Raw genomic sequence first — 20,528 nt, 5'->3', positions numbered from 1 at the left:
TCCGCGCGGCTTAGGCGGAATGTTCGGACTTCCAGGTTTCCCTGGGCAACCTGGAAGTCCTGGGCAACCTGGATTCCCTGGGCAACCCGGATTCCCTGGGCAACCCGGATTCCCTGGGCAACCCGGATTCCCTGGGCAACCCGGATTCCCTGGGCAACCTGGATTCCCTGGGCAACCTGGCTTTCCTGGGCAGCCTGGCTTTCCCGGGCAACCTGGATTCCCTGGGCAACCGCAAGGAGGCGGGCAGCAAGCCCCCACTTCCCCACCTCCAGCTTATACACCGCAGAAGCCATTTAAAGCTGCAGGTGCTTCCGCTTATGCTGTAGATCCGGGAGGTATTTCCCGCTGCTTGTTTAATTTCACTTATGTCTGGCTCAGCAACGGTCAACAGTTCTGGTATTTCCCTATTTTTGTCGGACGTCATTCGATCGCAGGCTTCCGTTGGACTGGGTTCTCTTGGATGTATTTCGGTGTCGATTTGCGCTTCATTGACTCATTTACTTGTTAAAATAATGCGATAAGAACAAAGGCTGTTATTCTCATCAAGGGAATAACAGCCTTCCTTCTTTTCAACCTTCCTGCCAAGCAAAGCGGTATCCGATCCCAGGCTCCGTTAGGATATACTTCGGTCTTGTCGGATCCTCTTCAATCTTTTTCCTCAGATGACCAACGTATACTCTCAAGTATTGGCTGTCTGACTCATACTGCTGACCGCCCCAAACTTGTTTGAGCAATTGTTTATGTGTCATTACTCGTCCAGCATTTAAAGCAAGTACTTTCAACAAATCGTATTCGGTCGGTGTCAATTTGAGTTTCTCATCATGCAGCTCTACACTACGTTGAGATAAATCAATAACTAAATGACCCAGTTTCAACACGGGTTCATCTTGTGTCTTGGCGATATGCCGCAAGGCAACTCGCATACGGGCCATAAATTCGCCCATGCCAAAGGGCTTCGTTACATAATCGTCGGCGCCGCGATCCAAAGCAAATCATGACAAATACAATTAGTCCAATAACAATCATATTGTTTGCCTCCTAAAAGTTTATTTCTATAAAACTCTCATCGAAAGCCTAGCTCACGCTTTTTCACAAAATTTAAAAAATCCCCAAAACCCTAGAAATGTTATTGCCATTAATAAAATCATTATTACATCGTTGTACATAACACACCTCCTTGATCAGACAGAACCAACTGCTTCCCTGAAACATTGTAACGCCGAACCGTATAAAAATGAGGTAAAGAATCTATATCATCCGTATAAAAAAAGCATAAAAATGCTATCTCCCCATGCCTCTTGTTTCTGATGAACACACTGCAAACCGTCCATAAGGGTTCACTCTCCTCAAATTTTTGAACAACAAAAAGAAGCCTAAGAGCAGAGAATCTCTACTCTCGGGCTTCTTTGCAGCGTTAATAAACGGGACTGTGAAAGGCACGATAGAAAGCGGTTCTCTCCCAATACGCTTACGAGGTTAGCTGTCGGATTCGGGCTTGGAAGTGCCCTACCTTGGCAAATTCCACCTCTGCCATAAACTCGGAAATCTACTTCTCAACCTGCCTATACCAGCCTAACCGCAGTTTCTGCATACTTTAAGCTCGGTTTTGGAGATTATCGCAATCCACAGTGAGAGATAAGCTCCGTTTCCGAGCTTATCCGCTTATACTTTTTACTCACTTCAGCCGAATGTGAAACAGTGTAAGGCCACCCTATTTCTCTTATTTTATAAGCTATCTATCCCCAAGTTATGAATCTTACACCTTGTCGACGTTAAAGTAACGTGCTTCGGGATGTGCAAAGACAATAGCCGAGACCGCGGCCTCCGGCTCCATCATAAACGATTCCGTCAGTTCTACACCGATATCCGCTGGCGTAAGCAGAGCGAAGAGCGGCGCCTGATCCTCCAGATTCGGACAAGCAGGATAACCAAAGGAGAAACGCTGGCCGATATATTTCGCTCCAAAGCGCTCCTGCATCGTCATCTGAGGGCTATCAGCAATTCCCCACACATCACGCATGATATGATGAATTCGCTCCGCGAAGCCTTCTGCAACCTCAAGCGCAGTAGCCTGCAGCGCATGCGACTTGAGATAATCCCCTTTGTCGCGCAACGCCTTGGCAAGCTCGTTGATTCCATGTCCTGCAGTAACGAGCAGGAAGCCCACATAGTCCATTTGGCCGCTTTCCACCGATTTCAAGTAATCGGCCAAGCAGTAATAAGGCTCAGTTTCCTGCCTTGGAAAGGTAAATGTGTGTAGTGCTTTACTTGGGTCCTCCGGATCGTAGACAATGACATCATTGCCGTTAGATTGAGCAGGGAAAAAGCGATACATTCCGTGAGCTTGAATAATCCCTTTTTTCTGAGCATCATTTAGAATAGAATCCACGGTGTCTTTCAGCTCTAAGGCTTTAGCATCCTTCTCTTCCAAGTGCCGCTCTACTTTGCCTTTCAAGCCTAGATGATGGCCAAGCAGCATCTGCATGTTCACATAGGGCATAATGTGGCCGATTGGATAATCTCGCATGATGTGCCGCTTTACATCTGGTGGTACTTGAACCGGAACGTCCTTCGAAATCGTAGAGGCATGAACCCGCGTCAACTTCGGCAGATGATCTTCCTTCTTGCCAGCTTCCATGACATCCGACTCCTTGCTCTCTCTCAGCTCTTGAATGAGCCGCTTCCGCTGCTCAGGATCGCTTAAGCGGTTAGCAATGTCCAGCCCGTCCATCGCATCCTTGGCATACAAGACCAACCCTTCATATTCCGGAGCAATGCGGGTCTTCGTGAATTTACGGGTCAGCGCAGCGCCTCCTACCAGTATAGGTACATCGATGCCTGCGCCCCGCAAATCCTGCGCGGTAATGACCATTTGCTGCGCCGATTTCACGAGCAGGCCGGATAAACCGATGGCATCGGGTTGTTCTTTGCGATAAGCTTCAATGATCTGCTCCGGCGGAACCTTAATGCCAAGGTTCACAATTTGGTATCCATTGTTGGAGAGGATGATCTCCACAAGATTTTTACCGATATCGTGAACGTCGCCTTTCACCGTGGCAAGAATGATTTTACCCTTAACTGCAGACTCATCCTTCTCCATAAAAGGTTCCAGATAGGATACGGACGCCTTCATGACTTCCGCACTCTGCAGAACTTCAGCGACAATGAGCTCATTGTTGTTAAACAAGCGCCCCACTTCCGCCATTCCTTTCATCAACGGGCCATTGATGACTTCAAGCGGAGCGTATATCTTCAGCGCTTCTTCCAGATCGGGAAGGAGTCCTTCCTTCGTCCCTTCGATCACGTAGGTGGCGAGGCGGTCTTCCAGTGAGAGGTTCGATACTTTTTCTTTCTTCTCTATCTTTTTTACCCGGAAATGTGCGACAAACTCGGCTAATGTCTCGTCGTTCGTATGATAGATTAGATTCTCAGCAAGACGGCGCTCTTCCTCCGGAATTGAAGCATAACGCTCCAGTTTCTCAGTGTTCACGATGGCGTAGTCAAGTCCAGCCTTGGTGCAATGGTACAAGTAAACGGAGTTCAACACTTCCCGTCCTGCATCAGGCAGACCGAAGGAGATATTGCTAAGACCAAGAATCGTTTTACATGCCGGATATTTGGCTTTAATTAATTTAATCCCTTCGATCGTTTCCACAGCGGAACCGAGATACTGCGGATCACCAGAACCGACGGGGAACATGTTCGGGTCAAAAATAATATCGTGCGGTTCCAAACCATATTTATGAGTCAACAAGTTATATGCCCGTTCCGTGACCTCGATCTTAGCTTGTCTGGATACGGCTTGGCCTCGTTCATCAATGAGGATCATGACGACGGCTGCCCCGTATTTATGGATCAAAGGTACAATCGCTGCGAACTTGGCTTCGCTATCCTCCAGATTGATCGAGTTGATGATCGCTTTTCCTTGCGAATATTTCAAACCAATCTCAATGATGTGATCATAGGTGGAGTCGATCATGAGCGGTGCTTTTACTTTTTTGACCACTTCCTGCAAAAAATGTTCCATCGCATAAGCCTCGTCAATATCGGTATCCTGCAAATTGATATCAATGACGTGCGCGCCATTCTTCACCTGCGCCCTGGCAATTTCCGATCCTTCTTCGAACTTTCCTTCTTTGATTAGTCGTTTGAACTTTCGGGAACCGGAAATGTTCGTTCTTTCACCCACCATGACGGGACGATTCTCCTCTTCGATATAGATGGTCTCGATCCCCGACACCGCAGCGGGATGAATGCAGTAATTCTGGCGCGGCGAGTATGGACTCAACGTATCCGCTAGGGCGCGAATATGAGCAGGCGTCGTTCCACAGCACCCTCCGGCAATGTTAAGCCAGCCTTGTTCGGCAAAGCCGGCCATCTTCTTAGCCAGTGACTCCGGCGATTCATGGTAATGCCCGTTCTCATCGGGCAAGCCAGCATTCGGGTAACAACTAATGGCCGAATCTGCGATTTGCGATAACGTACGAATATGGTCACGCATAAACTCTGGACCCGTTGCACAGTTCAGACCAATGGAGATCGGGTGTAAATGCTCCAGCGAAATGTAGAACGATTCAATATTTTGACCTGCCAACGTGGTACCCATGGGTTCGATCGTTCCTGAGATCATGATAGGAAGCTGGGTACCGAGCTGTTCGAAGGCTCTTCGTACGCCAATGCTGGCGGCTTTAACATTGCGTGTATCCTGTGACGTCTCGATTAACAGCGCATCCACGCCGCACTCAATCAAGGCTGCCGCCTGATCATAATAACTTTCTTCCAACTGTTCGAAGGTCACTCCACCTGTGACAGAGAGCGTTTTGGTCGTAGGCCCCATAGCCCCTGCCACATAACGCGGCCACTCCGGTGTCGAATATTTCTCTGCCGCTTGAATGGCCAGCTTCGCAGCTGCGACATTAATTTCTCTCGATTTATGTTGGAGAGCATATTCTGCGAGTACGACTGTCGTCGCACCGAAGGTGTTCGTTTCTATCATGTCGGAACCAGCGGTCAAATAAGCTTCATGGATGTTCAGAATAATATCCGGACGCGTTAGGACGAGCACCTCATTACATCCATCCAGCTCTTCCCCGCCAAAATCATCTGCAGTAAGATTCGCCTGCTGAATCATAGTCCCCATAGCGCCATCCAGGATCAAAATTTTCTTTTGCATTTGTTCTTGAATAGATGGTTTTTGCATCGTTAATCTTCCTTTCACTTCAGATAAAGAACATCCCCGCTTCAATTTGCAAAAAGATTAGCAAATTACAGCAGGGACTTGATTTTCCGGGAAACTGTTATCAGTGTCGTTCATGGATGCTAGCCAGCACTCGGTTACTATCTGTCTGGATTTTTCTCTTACCCCACTTTCGTAAATACTTGCTAGGGATGTGGAACATTCTCTTCAATCTTGCTGAGGTCAGGTAGCGGGTTGAGAGCGAAATCTTCAAGCTTGATATCGGTCTAGTTGCCGCTACGCAGAACCCCCAGTCCTCCCCATATCTCTTCATGACATCAAAATGATAGGGCAATACATAAAAACCGGCTGCTTTGAGCGTTGCCATTATACTCCAGACGAATTCTGGCATCTCTGACATCAAGGAGCACGCTATGGTAATGGCTCCCCCTGGTGCCAGGCGCTTTTTCAGGAGACTGTAAAACTCTTTGCTGTAGAGACGGCCGAGCGCAAGAGACTTATAGCTAGGTTCTGGAACGTCGATGATGATGACATCCCACTTCTTCTGGTTCTTCTCCACGAACGCCCTGCCGTCCTGAACGACGGTTCGCACTTTAGGATTTCGCAAAGACCCCTTATTGAACTTCACCAGCGGCTTCAAATTCTTGCCTAATTCCATCATGGTGGAGTCAATATCAACGACTGTAATCGCTTTTACGTCTCGATAACGGAGTACTTCACGCGTTGTAATGCCTCCGCCTCCACCGATCATCAGAATGTTCTGCTTCTGCTTAGCGACTGCCATTGGTATATGGACCATCGATTCAGCCCACATGTTGTCATCCTCTGTCGTACCGAACATCACATAGCCATCTCCATAGACCCATACTTTACCACTTGCTAGCTTAACCACCGCGATTCGCTGATAGCGCGTCTTAATTCGGCGCAAAATGCGATACTTCCCGTCTGGCTCATCATCCTCTGATATATAATCCCGAAGGGACGCAACTCTTGCTTTAGACATATTGATTTTACTATTCGATATAATCTGCGCTTTTTTATAAATCACGAATATCCTCCCCTTATAGTTAAAATACTTGGTTCATTACAATCGTTTGATCACGGTCTGGTCCAACAGAAAAAATAGAAACTGGAATCCCCGTTAACAAACTGATTCTCTCTATGAAAAGACGCGCATTGGCAGGAAGTTCCTCCCATGACTTGACGCCTGTAATGTCCTCTGACCATCCGGGGAGCTCTTCATAGATGGGCTCGCAGCCTGCTAAGATGTTAAGATTAGCCGGGAAAGATTCCATGACTTCGTCTTTATACTGATATGCCGCACAAATTTTCAAACGATTAATACCAGTCAAAACATCGATCGAATGAAGAGAAAGTCCAGTTACTCCACTCACGCGGCGAGCATGGCGGACCACAACACTGTCAAACCACCCCACACGTCTTGGACGACCTGTGGTTGTTCCATATTCATGACCAATTTCACGAATGTGGTCTCCAATTTCGTTCCTTAATTCAGTCGGAAATGGACCGTCTCCTACTCTTGTTGTATATGCCTTGGCTACTCCTATCACTTGCTGAATCTTAGTTGGTCCGACACCTGCGCCAATACAGACCCCTCCTGCGATCGGATTGGAAGAGGTGACGAATGGATAGGTTCCATGATCGATGTCTAACATGACTCCCTGGGCACCTTCAAACAAAACTCTATTTCCAGCATCTATCGCATCGTTAAGCAGAACTGACGTATCGGTCACATAGGGTCGGAGGATCTCGGCGATGGCCAAGTATTCACCTAAAATATCTTCTATCACGAAGCCTTCTGCTAAGTAGACTTTTTCAAACAACCGGTTCTTTTCCTCCAGATTACGCCTTAACTTACGTTCAAATTCCCCGGGATCCATAAGATCCGCTATGCGAATGCCCACGCGAGCGAATTTATCCGTATACGCAGGTCCAATTCCTCTGCGCGTTGTACCAATCTTATTCGTACCTCTAGCATCTTCTTCGACAGAATCTAACTTGATATGATAAGGAAATATGACGTGTGCCCGATTGCTGATCCGTAAGTTATCCGTACTTACCTTGTGACTATGAAGGTACTCGATCTCTTGAACAAGCGCCCTTGGGTCAATCACCACGCCATTTCCAATCACACAAATTTTATCCTTATAAAAAATTCCGGAAGGAATTAAATGAAGTTTATATTTGTTTCCCGCAAACACGATGGTATGTCCGGCATTATTGCCACCTTGATATCGGGCGACAACACCCGCTTTTTCCGCTAAATAATCGGTAATCTTCCCTTTACCTTCATCCCCCCACTGCGCTCCTACAACTACGACGGTTGACATCCAGCAATCCCTCCATCTTGGTCCTTACTCTTCACATACCTCGTCAATTCCGCCGTCATTTCATACCGCATAAACGGAGTAATCAGATAAATACCTTTAAAATAGCGGGAAACGGTATCCACGAGTTCCATAGCAATTTCCATTCCTTGTTTTCTTGCATCTTCACCTTGGTAGCGAGCCATCTTCGCAAGTACATCATCTGAAAGTCGTATGCCCGGGACTTGATGATGGAGAAATTCAGCATTCCGATAGCTGGTTAAAGGCATGATCCCGATAAAGATAGGAATAGGTAACTGCGCAGTAGCTTGTGCGACCTGTTCGATTTGTTGATGACTGAAGAGAGGCTGACTCATGGCATAATCCGCACCTGCTGCAATCTTTTTCTCCAACCTCTCAACCGCCTTGTCTAAATGCCGTGTATTGGGATTGAAGGCTGTCCCAACGGTAAATCCCGCACGTGCTTTAAGGGGACGACCCGAGAATGAAGTCCCCTCGTTTAGCTTTTTAATCAGGCGTATCATTTCAATTGAAGTTGTATCGTATACAGAGGTGGCATCCGGAAGATCACCATAGCGCGGAGGGTCACCTGTTACTGTGAGTACATGATCAATGCCCAAGGCGTGGAGTCCCATCATATGAGACTGTTGGGCAATCAAATTCCTGTCCCGGCAAGTCACGTGGAGGAGTGGGCGAATCCCAACCTGCTCTTTCACGAGTGTCCCCATCGCCATATTACTGATACGGGTCATCGCGAGCGAGTTATCTGCCATGGTAACCGCATCTGCTCCAGCCTCTTTCAACGCTATTGCCCCCTCTAAAAAAAGAGAGTAATCCAGATCTCTTGGAGGATCTAATTCCACAATAATGGTCGTTTGTTCTTGAACCATCTCCGGTAATGTCCTTTGCTTAGGAGGATCTGAACCTTTCTTCATTTTCTCACCCCTATTCTATTAAAATTTACTATATTCTATGTGATAGAAACGAAATGGTATGGATGAGTAGCTATGATCATGCCTAAATATAGAATATTGGTAGAATGCACATTACGTATTTAGAAGATTGCGAATATACATATAGTAGTAACACACACCATAATGGTATAAGGGGTTGAAAATATGAATCTGCCTCCTTCTGTTTTAGTAATAGGAACGATTTTCATAGATTGCAAAGGATTCGCCAAGCAAAATTATCATCCATCTACTAGAAATCTCGGTAACATTCAGTTTGTCCACGGTGGTGTAGGAAGAAATGTGGCTGAAAATCTAGCAAACCTCCATGTAACAACATGTTTTGCTTCCTCCGTTGATGCCTCTGCAATTGGGAAAGAAGTCATAGGCAGACTTCAAAAGTCAAAAGTAAATACCAATTATCTTATCGAAACTAAACAACTGGGAATGGGCATGTGGCTGGCAATCTTGGACGAAAAAGGCGATCTAGCCGGGTCCATCTCCCAAATGCCGGATCTTACTCTTTTAGAAGAGTTGATTACAAGCAAAGGAGTAGATCTGATTCGGCAATCCACCCATATCACACTTGAATTAGATCTTAATTTCCAAATTGCCCGTAGCGTCATCAAGCTAGCTGCAGAAGAAAAGAAACCGATCTACGGCGTTCCCGGTAACTTAGACGTGATCTTACATCATAGAGAGCTATTAGATCATTTAGATTGTTTTATATGCAACAATTTTGAAGCAGATCTATTTTTCGAGCTGAATTTTACGAATTTAACTATCGCTCAAAAACTAGAGTCGCTTATTCAATTTGTTGATCGGACGGGAATGGGCTCTATGGTAGTTACATTAGGAGAAAAAGGGGCTGTCTACTATAATCCCCAAACCAAAGAAGTTGGGTATCAACCTGTCTTTCCCGTCAAACTTGTGGATTCGAGCGGAGCTGGAGATGCTTTCTTTTCAGGTACAGTCATGGGATTGGTAAAGGGGCTTTCTTTAAAAGAAGCAGTGATTTGTGGAACTAAGGTGGCCGGGTGGACCATTGAATCTACTGAAAATACATGCCTGGATCTGCCCTTAAAAATAAAAGAGGATGAGTTCTTTATAAATTACTCATGAGTCCAACGAAAATAAAAAAGAGCCGCTAAAAAGCGAGCTCCTGTTTTCGTTATTGATAAACTTGAAAAACTAAACAGTTCGTCAACAAGGGTGATTTCTTGAACTGTATCTGTATGCTGGAAGATTAAAAGAAAAAAAACCCTTACAGAGTAAGGGTTTTTTGTATAAACTTGGAATGCGGTCGGAGGGATTTGAACCCTCACGCCTTGTGAGCGCCACCCCCTCAAGATGGTGTGTCTGCCGTTCCACCACGACCGCGAGGTATAAAAGTAAAAATGACCCGTAGGGGACTCGAACCCCTGTTACCTCCGTGAAAGGGAGGTGTCTTAACCACTTGACCAACGGGCCACGAATGTCTGTAAGCTTTGCAGCCCATTTTGACGACAATTGTAATTATAATAGATTCTGTCGTAGTTGACAAGCACAAAATCTGGAATGCTCATGGGCAAATATGGTATGCTGAGACCAATTCAAAATACTCGAGGTGCTTGTCATTCATGCTAATTTATGAATCTACCCATGGAACGGTCCATGAGGAAACGGTACGCGTTCCCGGTCCGAACGAAGTAGCTTGGGTGAGAATGGAGAACCCCTCTCCTGACGATGTCAAACATGTCCTAGGGGACTTATTCATGTGCCACCCTCTCCTCATTGAGGATGCGATTAAGCTGAACCAACGACCGAAGATGGATACGTATAAAAATCATATTTTTCTAACCTTTTTCGCGGTATCTGAGCAGCTTGAACCATGGGAAATAGGGATCGTGATCGGATCAAATTTTGTGATAACCGTATACAAGGACAATCTCCCCTTCATAGATCAGCTTTACCATACCTGCCAAGAGGTTGAAGATCGATTAATGCATCCAGGAGCCATTCTTCATGCGATACTCGATCGTTGTGTCGATGATTATTCCATCGTTGCGGATCATTTTGACGATCGCTTGGATCGCATGGAACAGGATGTGTATCGTAACCCTAGGATTCGCATTGCACAGGATGTTTTCCAACTCAAACGGGCTATGCATCAGCTGCGCCGCGTCATTGTGGAGGAACGAATTATCCTTTCCGCCATCGCGCACCACTCCTTCCCCTACACACGTGAAGAAGATGATGTCTATTTCCTGGATATCATGGACCACATCTCACGAGTCGTTGATTCTTTGGACATTTTCCGGGAGTCGCTAACCGGACTCCTCGAGCTCCAAATGAGCATGAAGTCCGACCGGATGAATGAGATTATGAAGACGTTAACGATCTTTAGCACGATCTTTCTTCCTCTGACTTTTATCGTCGGACTTTACGGTATGAATTTCAAATATATGCCCGAACTGAATTGGGATTATGGATATCTGTATGTCTGGATTCTTATGGTCATCTTAAGCGGCATTATGTGGTACTACTTCAAACGTAAGCATTGGTTTTAACGAAAAAAAGGCACTCCACCGTGACCATCAATCACAGAGGTGCCTTTTTACTACTAGCAGCTACTTCATTTTAAAGTAAGAAACAGATTCATTCAAAGTATCTACAACGGACCTAAGCTGTTCGGAGGCAGCAGCAATATTCTGCATCATCGCTAACTGCTCCTCTGTTGCAGCAGCAACCCCTTGGGATTTGTTCAAAATATGCGTTGAACTCGATGCCGATTGATCCATTGTCGCAGAAATCTCCTCGGAGCTTGCCGACATTTGCTGGGTAATCGCTGAAGTCTCATGAATTTGAGTCACAATGTGTGTCACCGATTGCATGATGGTATGGAAGCTTAGGTTCACTTCCTGCATCATGCTCGATCCCGCACTAGCTTCCTGTTTGGTTGCATTCATAGAATTTGAAACACTGGCGATCTCGACTCTCGTCTCATGAATCAACTGATTAATTCCCTCTGCTGACTCGATAGATTGCGATGCAAGCTTACGAATTTCATTCGCAACAACGTTAAACCCTTTGCCGTGCTCACCCGCTCTAGCTGCCTCGATGGAAGCATTCAGTGACAACAGATTCGTTTGATTCGCAAACGTTGTAATGCTCGATGCAATAAGACCAATCTCATCGGATTTGCGTGTTAAGGATTGTACGGTTTGTGAAAGCTGCTCTACTGATTTCAACATGTTCACAATTTGCTGCTGCAGCTTCCCAAGCAAGTCATTTCCAAGCTCGGCATGACGAGAAGTTAGGGAGGAGTGCTCCGCCATAACGCCTGAATTTTCAGCCACTCTTTGAATCCCAATGGCCATTTCCTCAATCGCTCGGCTCGTTTCTGCGCTGCTTCTTGCCTGCACTTCGACGTCCTGCGTCATCTCTTGAATACTGATTGCGACATGCTCAGAAGCCGTGGCCGATTCCTTGGAACTATCCGAAAGCTCGTTAGAGGCATCCTGTACAAATTGGGTATTGTGAGCGATCGTGCCGATCAAACCTTTAATTTTCGAAACCATACTATCTACCGATTCTGTGATTTTACCTAGCTCGTCTTTGGCGTACGTTTGCTGAGGCTCGTGAGTAAGATCCCCTGCAGCTACTTGTCCGGTTAACTTCACGATTCTACTGATCGTTTTCATTATTTTACTAATAACTATCCATCCTGCTGTCGTGAGTAAAATGATAATCATAGCGATAGATATGTAGATCGTTTTTGCCGTTTTATCATTTTGAGCCTTGATCTCTTCAATACTTGATTTCGCATAGGCATCCAAAATTTCACCGATTTGATTCATGCCCTCGCGGCCTTTTTCGAAAGTTGCTATTAATTTAGCATCATTAATAATCCCTTTTCCAGTACTCGACGACTGAACAACGGCATTCGCTTCTTTCGCCCATTGGTCAAATGACGTATGAAAGCCAGCTATGTTCTGCTCAATGGTTTGCTTCGTCTCTGTATGCGCTGTTTGTAACAACTGTTTGGCATTTATTATATCAGCCGCTTGTCCAACCCTTGTATTCGTTTGATCGATGTTGTCTTTTAAAGCTTTAAGCTGTTTCGTCTTCTCTTCCGCAGTCAACGTTCCCGAAACCAACAACTGGTAAGCCGTCAACGCCTGATACATATCGCGATCTGCATTCAAGATAAGCGAAGTGCTTTTATTCGTAGTTTCATAAAGAGATGAAGCTAATACTTCCGTATTGGACTTACTTTGCTGCAGTAAAAACACACTTGTGCCTAGATACAGCATGGAAGGAACTAATAGCAATAAAAGGAGTCGTACACGTATAGATAACAATTTTGCCACAGAATTTGCCCCCGTCATTAATCTATTTTTGATCATTATAACGGAAAATAGTTTAATAGATGTTAGAAAACTGTTAAAAATGAATGTAATTAACTAACAAAAATAAGCTCAACGGCATGAATGCCATTGAGCTTATTTCCAGCTAATTCGGATACGGAGAGAGAGGGATTCGAACCCTCGCACCGCTTACGCAGTCTAACCCCTTAGCAGAGGGTCCCCTTATAGCCACTTGGGTACCTCTCCAAAGATACTGGCTCCCCGAACAGGACTCGAACCTGTGACAACTCGATTAACAGTCGAGTGCTCTACCAACTGAGCTATCAGGGAATGAATAAGTTTTATTTTATTATGAAGGCGTTAGTAAGTCAAGTGTATACGATTTCAATTTTCCCCTACATTTTCCACATGCATATTTCCGGACGTCCGTTTTGCGTTTGCGGAAGTATTCGGTTTTGCAATTAACGCATTCCAACCTGTATTTATAGGACTGTTTCTGGGAAGCCCGCGGCAGCGAACGGCAGAACCTGGTACCTCCAACTTGCGCCAGCAAGGTTTTGAAATCATGATCGCGATGCTGGTAGCCACGCTTCAATATATGCAAATGATAATGACAAAGTTCATGCTTAATGATTTTCTCAATTTCATCTCGTCCAAATGTCTCCCACTGCATCCAACTGATTTCGATATCATGGGATTTGGTAAAATAGCGCCCGCCCGTCGACCTTAATCTCCGGTTAAACCGCGCCTGATGTACAAAAGGCCTCCCAAACGATGCCATAGAGATCTGCTCGATCCATTGCTGCAGCTCCCGATCCTCCATCCCCATTCGCTCCTTTGACAAGTTCTCACTTGAATTTGTACCGTATGTACGGCTATACTGTCAAGTAGAAAAGAAGATCGAAAGCTTTCTAAAGAAAGGATTTGAACAACCCTTATGCCGCAAATGCGATATGTCATTCTTAAGTTCGAACAACAAGTAGAATTCGTTGAAATGCCATCTTCATACTCATATCAATTGACAGCTCTGAATCAAAGATTGCACAAAGAATTAGAGAAATTGACCGCTGACTCTGTCCCTCAGCTTCCACGGGTTATTGCAGAATGCGACGACTTGGAATTGATTGGCACAGCGCATACTCTAATTCAAGGTTTAGATTACATTAATCGTTTGGAAAATACCTTTGCTGGCATCCAGGAAAAGTCTTATCCACTTATTTCCTTATTAACTGAAATTCGCGCGCTTCAAGCCCAGCTGGAACAGTGGTATGAAGAGGAATTTGAGGGTTAATCTTTAAGAGAGCGATTATAAAGCACTTAGCAAAAAAGTAACACAAATCAAAAGGACCTGCACCCATCGAAGCAATCCCTCATATGCTATTATTACATGGCGAAGAAGGGGATGGGCATATGCCGCAATGGCTCTGTAATCAATTAATGCGGGCCTTCCAGAACAAAAACCGCAGACAAATCCGATTGCTGAATGATAGCTGGTACTTTTACCGCACCCGCCGCTCACAAGAGGAGTGGCCTGACACCCAATCGACGGACGGACCGGGCAAGCGTAAATTTTGATAAAAGAGCTAGTACTTGCGCGAAGCGGGTGCTGGCTTTTTTGCAATGTCCATTTACATAGTGAAAACAGAACAACGTACTACTTGCAGAGAAAAGTGAATTCAAACCAAAGCAACTTACTACTTGCTGAGAAAAGTAAACATTTGTTAAAAAAAGGTTGCATATTTGAAATGTGCCCTCTATACTGTAAATAAATGTAATAGATTATCGGAGTGAAGCACACTCGATCTTGCAGAATTTCTGCGGTTCGGGTGTGCTTTTTTTCGTACATAAAAAAGGGGGAGTCGATTATTATGCCACGTAAAACAAGAGGTTGGTTAAGAAAAATGCGTGAACTTGGATTGGGGCGACACGGGTTTGGTGGTTGGATGAGTGGTTCTGAATTGATGGTTCAGCGGGGGAATTTAAGAGAGATGGCGGTAGTTCAAGAGCGGCAGGGCAGGAACGAAGCTGTTCATGAGCAATCGGGATTAGTGCACAAGAAGAATGCTGTTCATGAGCATCCAGGATTAGTGCAAAGCAAGATGAATCCTGTTCATGAGCAACAAGGATTTGTGCAAGGCAAGATGAGTGAAGTTCAAGAACATCCAGGATTAGTGCAAGGCAAGATAAGTGTAGTTCAGAAAAATAATGTTTATGTGATGCTGCCGAGGAAGTCAACTGCTCAAATACCGCCTCTCTCCCCCCTCGCCAGCCTAGAAATCAACAAGTGGGAGTTAAGGAAGCAGCTTATTATACAAATAGCCACGCATCGTAGTGGCAAAATTAGACTGCGGGATGTCGCTGCAGAATGCAATGTAAATATTCGTATCGCAGCAGAATGGCTAAAACGCCTTTCCCTTGAGGGCATGATCTCTCTTGTAGCTGGTCAGCGGAATGTAATGGTTTACTCTTTAAAGGATGTGGGGCGAGTTCATAAATAAACACATTTGCCCCTATATGGGGGAGTATGTATGAGTACTTGTTGGAGAGGATGATGTCGGGTAAGTGATGGAGATGACGCTCGGAGGTGGGCGTTATGAGTAACTTAAGGAAGGATGATGTGGACATTGGTTGATGTCGAAAACGTCTCTTGGGTGGGCGTATGAGTAACTTAAGGAAGGATGATGTGGGGATTGGCTGATGTTGGTAACGCCACTTGTGTGGGCGTACGAGTAACTTAAGGAAGGATGATGTGGGGATTAGTTGGTGTTGGTAACGCCTCTTGTGTGGGCGTACGAGTAACTTAAGGAAGGATGATGTGGGGATTAGTTGGTGTTGGTAACGCCTCTTGTGTGGGCGTACGAGTAACTTAAGGAAGGATGATGTGGAGATTCGTTGATAACGGTAATGCCTCTGGGTTGGGCGTACGAGTGACTCCCCACTCTAAACCCCCTCGTTCCCGAATAGGAGTCTCTAAAAGCTGTTATTTGAGCAATTTCGAACAAAAATATTTAAATAGAAGTCTCTACAAGCTCTTATTTGTAAATTTCATTATTAATATTCCCATTTTTCCCCGAATAAGGGTCCCTAGGAGCTTCTATTTATCGAAAATGCAAAGATACTTGAGGTTTAGCAGCCTTTGGAAGCTCTAATTGGCCCAGCGATAAGCCTACAAAAAAAGCAGCTGGGAGCATAACGCTGCCAACTGCTGCTGATTCTTATTGCTGAGGCTTTTTCATGGTCAAGCCAACGCGACCTTTTTTCTCGTCTACGTTAAGCACCCATACTTGGACGATGTCCCCAACGGACACCACATCCATGGGGTGTTTCACGAAGCCGTTCTTGAGCTGCGAGATGTGCACCAGCCCATCGTTCTTAATGCCGATATCGACGAAGGCACCGAAGTCGATAACGTTGCGCACCGTGCCGGTCAATTCCATGCCCGGCACAAGGTCTTCAAGCTGCAGCACGTCGGTGCGGAAGATCGGCGCAGGGACTTCGTCCCGCGGATCTCGCCCAGGCCGCTGCAGGCTGTCTAAGATGTCCCGCATCGTCGGGACACCTACGCCCAGCTTAGGAGCCAGTTCCTCTGGCTCCAGCGTCTGCAGCAGCGCTAGCAGCTGCTGTGAGCCAAGCTGCGCCAACTCCAGGCGCAGCTCCTTGAACAGCCGATCCACCACGTCGTAAGACTCCGGATGGATCGGGGTGTTGTCGAGCGGGTTCCGGCCGCCCGGAATCCGCATGAACCCGACACACTGCTCGAAGGTTTTCGCGCCAAGGCGCGGAACCTTCGATAGCTCCTGTCGGGAGCTGAACTTGCCGTTCTCCTCGCGATACTTGACGATGTTCTTCGCCAGTGTCGCGTTCACGCCCGACACGTACGAGAGCAAGGACGGGGACGCCGTGTTCAGGTCCACGCCGACATGGTTAACGGCCGACTCTACGACGGCCTTCAAGTTCTCGTCCAGACGTTTCTGCGAAACGTCATGCTGGTACTGCCCGACGCCGATGGCCTTCGGCTCGATCTTCACAAGCTCCGCGAGCGGGTCCTGCAGCCTCCGCGCGATCGAGATCGCGCTGCGCTCGGCTACGTCGAGCTCCGGGAATTCCGTCTGCGCCAGCTTCGACGCGGAGTATACGCTCGCCCCCGCTTCGCTTACGATCAAGTACTTGAGCTTCTGCTCCTTGATCTCGGCAATCAGCTCCGCAACAAACTGCTCCGTTTCACGGGAAGCCGTCCCATTACCGATCACGATCAGCTCGACGCTGTGCTTGCTGATCAACTGCTTGAACTTCGCCTTAGCTTCCGCCACCTTATTATTTGGTGGCGTCGGGTAGGTGACGGCGATTTCAAGCATTTTACCGGTGTCGTCAATGACGGCCAGCTTACAGCCTGTCCGGTAAGCTGGGTCGACACCCAGCACCACGTGCCCTTTGACTGGGGCTTGGAGCAGCAGATTCCGCAGATTTTCCGCGAAAATCTTAATCGCTTGCTCCTCGCCCATCTCAGTCATTTCACCACGCACTTCGCGTTCAATCGAAGGTGCGAGTAACCTTTTATAAGCGTCTTCGACAACAGAGCGAAGCACGTCGCGAACAACTGAATCACCTTTTACGACTTGCCTAACCATATAATCGTGAATTTTATCGACGGCAACATCCAAGCCAACCTTCAGAACTTCCTCCCGCTCCCCACGATTAATCGCGAGAATACGGTGAGGCGGCAAGCGTTTAACAGGCTCTTGATACGCATAATACATCTCATATACAGATTCAGCCTTTGCATCTTTTGCCTCGGAACGTAAAATCCCCTGATCATGCGTATATCTACGCACCCAAGCTCGAATCTTAGCATCATCCGCGATATTCTCCGCAAGAATATCCATTGCGCCTTGAATCGCCTCTGCGGCGCTTCCTACCTGCTTGTCCGCGTTCACATAACGCGCTGCTTCTTGCTCCAGCGAGCCTTGACGAGGCTGCTTCCAGATCCATTCCGCTAGCGGCTCGAGACCGCGCTCTTTGGCAACGCTCGCTCTCGTTTTGCGCTTTTGACGGAACGGTCTGTACAAATCTTCGATTTCCTGCAGCTTCGCAGCGCCTTCAATCGATTTGCGCAGCTCATCCGTTAACTTGCCCTGCTCATCAATCAAACGAACAACCTCGATCTTACGATCCTCTAGGTTGCGCAAGTATTGTAACCGATCCTCGATATCTCGCAGCTGATTCTCATCTAGCTCCCCGGTCATCTCTTTCCGGTAACGAGCGATGAACGGAATCGTGTTGCCCTCATCAAGCAGCCCCATCGTTGTCTTCACTTTGCCTGCGGGCAGCTGCAATTCAGCAGAGATCTGCTTCAGGATACGCTCCTGGATCTCTGCTTTCTTTTCTTCAGAGATCTGTACTTTCTCCCTTGGCTCCTCATACTCACTAGCCTTTGTCTTCTTTCCCTCTGTCTCGCTCAACTTTTGCTCTTCCATTTCATTAGCCTTTATCTTCAACTCTTCCGTATTTGCCACAAACAGTTCCCCCACTTCTATTCATTTTTATTCCTATGTATGTATACAAACCAAAAAACGAGGGAACCAATCACCCTCGTCCGTTCCTGATCCTATTCAAAATTCTATCAGTCCCACACTAATCTGCAAAGCGTCGTCCACCTTGCGCATCGTTTCTTCATCCAAATGCGTAATTTTGTCCGTCAGCCGTTGCTTATCGATCGTTCTGATTTGTTCAAGCAGAATCACCGAATCTCTGTCGAAACCATGCGTTTCCGCGTCAATTTCAACATGCGTGGGAAGCTTCGCCTTCTGGATTTGAGCTGTAATCGCTGCAACAATCACGGTTGGGCTAAAGCGGTTGCCGATATCATTTTGGATCACTAGAACAGGACGAACCCCTCCCTGCTCCGACCCTACAACCGGCGAAAGATCTGCGAAAAATACATCACCACGTTTCACAATCACTGCTTACACCCCGCTTACTAAGCGATCAAGCGTACCGTCCGCTTCTTCCTCCGCTTGAAAAGCTTCAGATGCCATGCTGAGATTTATTTTCGCCATCTCCATATACCCACGCTGCATGGATTCGCGTAGACTGCGCTTTTTACGTTCAATTAAATACAGCTTCATTGCCTGGCGAATAAATTCGCTGCGATTGGAATTCTCCTTCTCGACAATACCGTCCACTTCTTGCAACAGATTGTCAGGCAAGCTAATCATGATCCTTTTCGTATTATGCGCATTGCTCACACTCTCGCACCCCCAGAAACGATACAAAGACAATATTACCAGTATGTCTTTCCAAAAACCAATTTATACAATAGATATATGCATCTAGTATATCAAATATGTTACACACTTGGATATAAGATTCCTACTTACATAGTATTCGATAGCCTATTTAGAAAATCCTCTCCATATAGCAGAAAAAATTAATGGTAAATTAATCTGAAACAGCAATTTTTTACACTTACTTTTACTTTTAGTAGCGATGCCGCATGAGAGGATTAATTGCATCTATACGTTTGCCGTCACGCACATACACACGCGCAACACGATGTGAAATCATACAAATGATTTCATAGTTAACAGTACCGAGCTGACGAGCGACATCTTCAACCGTAATGCGCTCTCCGTCTTGTTCCCCAATCACCACAACCTCGTCCAGAGACTGAACTTCCGGCACATCCGATACATTGATCATACATTGATCCATACAGATTTTACCGACGATCGGCACTCTTTTGCCCCGAACAAGAACCTCCGCTTTACCCGAGAGCATCCGAGAATACCCATCCGCATAGCCAATCGGCAGTGTCCCAATTTGTTCGTCGCCCTTAGTGTGGTAAATCGTTCCATAGCTAACTCCAGAGCCTGGAGGCAGCGTTTTAAGATGAACAATCCCTGTTTTGAGACTTAGCACCGGCTTTAATTCAATTTTCGCTTGATCCACATCCTCGGAAGGATACAAACCATACATCGAAATCCCCAAACGAACCATCGAATACGTCAAACCTGGCAAATCTATGGCCGCTGCGCTGTTGCCTGCATGTATATAAGGAAACTTTACACCTTTATCCGTAAAATAGCTCACAATTCGCTCAAAACGGCGATATTGCTCCATCGTATAGCTCTTATCAACTTCATCTGCATTCGCGTAATGCGTGAATAAACCCTCAACTTCCACATTCGGCAGCGTCAACGCTTGCTCAATAAATGGAATAGCATCCTCTTCCGTGTGCAAACCAAGTCGACCCATGCCCGTATCCAGCTTAATATGGATCTTTAGCTTCTTTTGTAGCGCCTCGTCTTCCATTTGCCCCTGAAAACAAAGCTTTTCGAGAACATCTCTACTATAGACAGCAATCGTCACATCGAGTTCACGCGCTCTATCAACCCCTTCTGGAGGCGTATAGCCTAGTACCAGAATTGGTGCGGTGATCCCTGCATTCCTTAGCTCCAACGCTTCATCAAAAAACGCCACACCCAAGTAATCCACACCCGCGGCGAGAACCTCTTTGGATACTTCAACAGCCCCGTGTCCGTACGCATCAGCTTTAACGACTGCCATCTGTTTCATTCCTGCCGGCAGTACCTTCTGAAAACCTTCAATGTTGCTTCGCAGTGCATCTAACGAAATTTCTACCCACGTGGGACGATAAAAAGCATCCACCAGCGTTCACCTCATT

General features: G+C 46.3%; 15 protein-coding genes, 4 tRNA genes, 2 pseudogenes and 1 riboswitch. Of the genes and pseudogenes, 6 read left to right on the top strand and 15 right to left on the bottom strand.

From position 1 onward, the window contains the following. Window positions 1-19 precede the first annotated feature (19 nt). The gene (locus tag QFZ77_RS09545; RefSeq protein WP_307449365.1) at window positions 20-508 is read left to right on the top strand and encodes a collagen-like protein; all 489 of its coding nucleotides are present in this window, start codon (window positions 20-22) and stop codon (window positions 506-508) included. 61 nt (window positions 509-569) lie between these two features. Here the strand turns inward: QFZ77_RS09545 and QFZ77_RS09540 are convergent. The 5 genes and pseudogenes from QFZ77_RS09540 to QFZ77_RS09520 form a co-directional block, all read right to left on the bottom strand. After that, window positions 570-989, bottom strand: a pseudogene (locus QFZ77_RS09540) (winged helix-turn-helix domain-containing protein); the annotation flags it as partial. A gap of 460 nt (window positions 990-1,449) precedes the next feature. Beyond that, window positions 1,450-1,611, bottom strand: a riboswitch (cyclic di-AMP (ydaO/yuaA leader). 145 nt (window positions 1,612-1,756) lie between these two features. After that, entirely contained in the window at window positions 1,757-5,200 is a 3,444-nt protein-coding gene (metH, locus tag QFZ77_RS09535) for a methionine synthase (protein ID WP_307438838.1), read from the bottom strand. Window positions 5,201-5,300: 100 nt separating this feature from the next. Further along, entirely contained in the window at window positions 5,301-6,245 is a 945-nt protein-coding gene (locus tag QFZ77_RS09530) for a spermine/spermidine synthase domain-containing protein (RefSeq protein WP_307438836.1), read from the bottom strand. Between the two features lie 19 nt (window positions 6,246-6,264). Then, window positions 6,265-7,548 carry an adenylosuccinate synthase gene (locus tag QFZ77_RS09525; RefSeq protein WP_307438834.1) on the bottom strand — a complete coding sequence of 428 codons (1,284 nt, stop codon included), beginning with the start codon at window positions 7,546-7,548 and terminating at the stop codon, window positions 6,265-6,267. Beyond that, window positions 7,533-8,468 (bottom strand): annotated as a pseudogene (locus QFZ77_RS09520) (methylenetetrahydrofolate reductase); the annotation flags it as partial. The pseudogene QFZ77_RS09520 and the gene QFZ77_RS09525, both read right to left, overlap by 16 nt. A gap of 195 nt (window positions 8,469-8,663) precedes the next feature. Between QFZ77_RS09520 and QFZ77_RS09515 the strand changes: the two are divergent. Next, on the top strand, window positions 8,664-9,617 hold the full coding sequence (locus QFZ77_RS09515; protein ID WP_307438832.1) for a carbohydrate kinase family protein: 954 nt from the start codon (window positions 8,664-8,666) through the stop codon (window positions 9,615-9,617). A gap of 176 nt (window positions 9,618-9,793) precedes the next feature. On the opposite strand, the gene QFZ77_RS09510 is transcribed toward QFZ77_RS09515, so the two are convergent. Then, window positions 9,794-9,875: transfer RNA gene (locus QFZ77_RS09510), tRNA-Leu, on the bottom strand. Between the two features lie 18 nt (window positions 9,876-9,893). Continuing rightward, window positions 9,894-9,965: transfer RNA gene (locus tag QFZ77_RS09505), tRNA-Glu, on the bottom strand. 149 nt (window positions 9,966-10,114) lie between these two features. Between QFZ77_RS09505 and corA the strand changes: the two genes are divergently transcribed. After that, window positions 10,115-11,044, top strand: a complete 930-nt coding sequence (gene corA / locus QFZ77_RS09500; RefSeq protein WP_307438830.1) for a magnesium/cobalt transporter CorA — start codon at window positions 10,115-10,117, stop codon at window positions 11,042-11,044. 60 nt (window positions 11,045-11,104) lie between these two features. On the opposite strand, the gene QFZ77_RS09495 is transcribed toward corA, so the two are convergent. The 4 genes from QFZ77_RS09495 to QFZ77_RS09480 all read right to left on the bottom strand — a co-directional run bounded on the left by QFZ77_RS09495 (window position 11,105) and on the right by QFZ77_RS09480 (window position 13,667). Beyond that, on the bottom strand, window positions 11,105-12,847 hold the full coding sequence (locus tag QFZ77_RS09495) for a methyl-accepting chemotaxis protein (RefSeq protein WP_307438828.1): 1,743 nt from the start codon (window positions 12,845-12,847) through the stop codon (window positions 11,105-11,107). Window positions 12,848-13,001: 154 nt separating this feature from the next. Further along, window positions 13,002-13,090 (bottom strand) — tRNA-Ser (locus tag QFZ77_RS09490). An 8-nt stretch (window positions 13,091-13,098) separates the two neighbouring features. Continuing rightward, window positions 13,099-13,174: transfer RNA gene (locus tag QFZ77_RS09485), tRNA-Asn, on the bottom strand. Between the two features lie 19 nt (window positions 13,175-13,193). Then, complete coding sequence (locus tag QFZ77_RS09480) at window positions 13,194-13,667, bottom strand: SprT family protein (protein WP_307438826.1); 474 nt, start codon at window positions 13,665-13,667, stop codon at window positions 13,194-13,196. Between the two features lie 114 nt (window positions 13,668-13,781). Here QFZ77_RS09480 and QFZ77_RS09475 point away from each other — a divergent pair, with 114 nt between their 5' ends. The 3 genes from QFZ77_RS09475 (at window position 13,782) to QFZ77_RS09465 (ending at window position 15,342) form a co-directional block, all read left to right on the top strand. Then, window positions 13,782-14,135, top strand: a complete 354-nt coding sequence (locus QFZ77_RS09475; protein ID WP_307438824.1) for a hydrolase/acyltransferase — start codon at window positions 13,782-13,784, stop codon at window positions 14,133-14,135. 119 nt (window positions 14,136-14,254) lie between these two features. After that, window positions 14,255-14,419 carry a cortex morphogenetic protein CmpA gene (cmpA, locus tag QFZ77_RS09470; RefSeq protein ID WP_090818813.1) on the top strand — a complete coding sequence of 55 codons (165 nt, stop codon included), beginning with the start codon at window positions 14,255-14,257 and terminating at the stop codon, window positions 14,417-14,419. A 293-nt stretch (window positions 14,420-14,712) separates the two neighbouring features. Further along, window positions 14,713-15,342 (top strand): hypothetical protein, encoded by a 630-nt coding sequence (locus tag QFZ77_RS09465; RefSeq protein WP_307438821.1) that lies wholly within the window; start codon window positions 14,713-14,715, stop codon window positions 15,340-15,342. 717 nt (window positions 15,343-16,059) lie between these two features. Here QFZ77_RS09465 and QFZ77_RS09460 read toward each other — a convergent pair. From QFZ77_RS09460 to alr, 4 genes are all read right to left on the bottom strand, one after another. Beyond that, window positions 16,060-18,318, bottom strand: coding sequence for a Tex family protein (locus QFZ77_RS09460; protein WP_307449362.1), 2,259 nt, complete (start codon window positions 18,316-18,318; stop codon window positions 16,060-16,062). Window positions 18,319-18,453: 135 nt separating this feature from the next. Then, a complete protein-coding gene (locus tag QFZ77_RS09455) occupies window positions 18,454-18,804 on the bottom strand; it encodes a type II toxin-antitoxin system PemK/MazF family toxin (RefSeq protein WP_028553893.1) in 351 nt (116 codons plus the stop codon). 3 nt (window positions 18,805-18,807) lie between these two features. After that, window positions 18,808-19,089 (bottom strand): CopG family ribbon-helix-helix protein, encoded by a 282-nt coding sequence (locus tag QFZ77_RS09450; protein WP_028553892.1) that lies wholly within the window; start codon window positions 19,087-19,089, stop codon window positions 18,808-18,810. Window positions 19,090-19,321: 232 nt separating this feature from the next. Further along, window positions 19,322-20,512: an alanine racemase gene (gene alr, locus QFZ77_RS09445; RefSeq protein ID WP_307438815.1), complete on the bottom strand. Its 1,191-nt coding sequence runs from the start codon at window positions 20,510-20,512 to the stop codon at window positions 19,322-19,324. Between the last annotated feature and the right edge of the window lie 16 nt (window positions 20,513-20,528).

It is taken from the genome of Paenibacillus sp. V4I3, assembly GCF_030817215.1.
GTDB lineage: Bacteria > Bacillota > Bacilli > Paenibacillales > NBRC-103111 > Paenibacillus_E.
The sequence above is the reverse complement of the archived record's forward strand: the minus strand, read 5'-3'. Positions and strand labels throughout refer to the sequence as shown.

Bases quoted from the DNA above. Each gene is read 5' to 3' on its own strand.
- QFZ77_RS09545 (WP_307449365.1), top strand. From the start codon at position 20: ATGTTCGGACTTCCAGGTTTCCCTGGGCAACCTGGAAGTCCTGGGCAA.
- metH (WP_307438838.1), bottom strand. From the start codon at position 5,200: ATGCAAAAACCATCTATTCAAGAACAAATGCAAAAGAAAATTTTGATC.
- QFZ77_RS09525 (WP_307438834.1), bottom strand. From the start codon at position 7,548: ATGTCAACCGTCGTAGTTGTAGGAGCGCAGTGGGGGGATGAAGGTAAA.
- QFZ77_RS09515 (WP_307438832.1), top strand. From the start codon at position 8,664: ATGAATCTGCCTCCTTCTGTTTTAGTAATAGGAACGATTTTCATAGAT.
- corA (WP_307438830.1), top strand. From the start codon at position 10,115: ATGCTAATTTATGAATCTACCCATGGAACGGTCCATGAGGAAACGGTA.
- QFZ77_RS09480 (WP_307438826.1), bottom strand. From the start codon at position 13,667: ATGGAGGATCGGGAGCTGCAGCAATGGATCGAGCAGATCTCTATGGCA.
- QFZ77_RS09475 (WP_307438824.1), top strand. From the start codon at position 13,782: ATGCCGCAAATGCGATATGTCATTCTTAAGTTCGAACAACAAGTAGAA.
- cmpA (WP_090818813.1), top strand. From the start codon at position 14,255: ATGCCGCAATGGCTCTGTAATCAATTAATGCGGGCCTTCCAGAACAAA.
- QFZ77_RS09465 (WP_307438821.1), top strand. From the start codon at position 14,713: ATGCCACGTAAAACAAGAGGTTGGTTAAGAAAAATGCGTGAACTTGGA.
- QFZ77_RS09460 (WP_307449362.1), bottom strand. From the start codon at position 18,318: ATGGAAGAGCAAAAGTTGAGCGAGACAGAGGGAAAGAAGACAAAGGCT.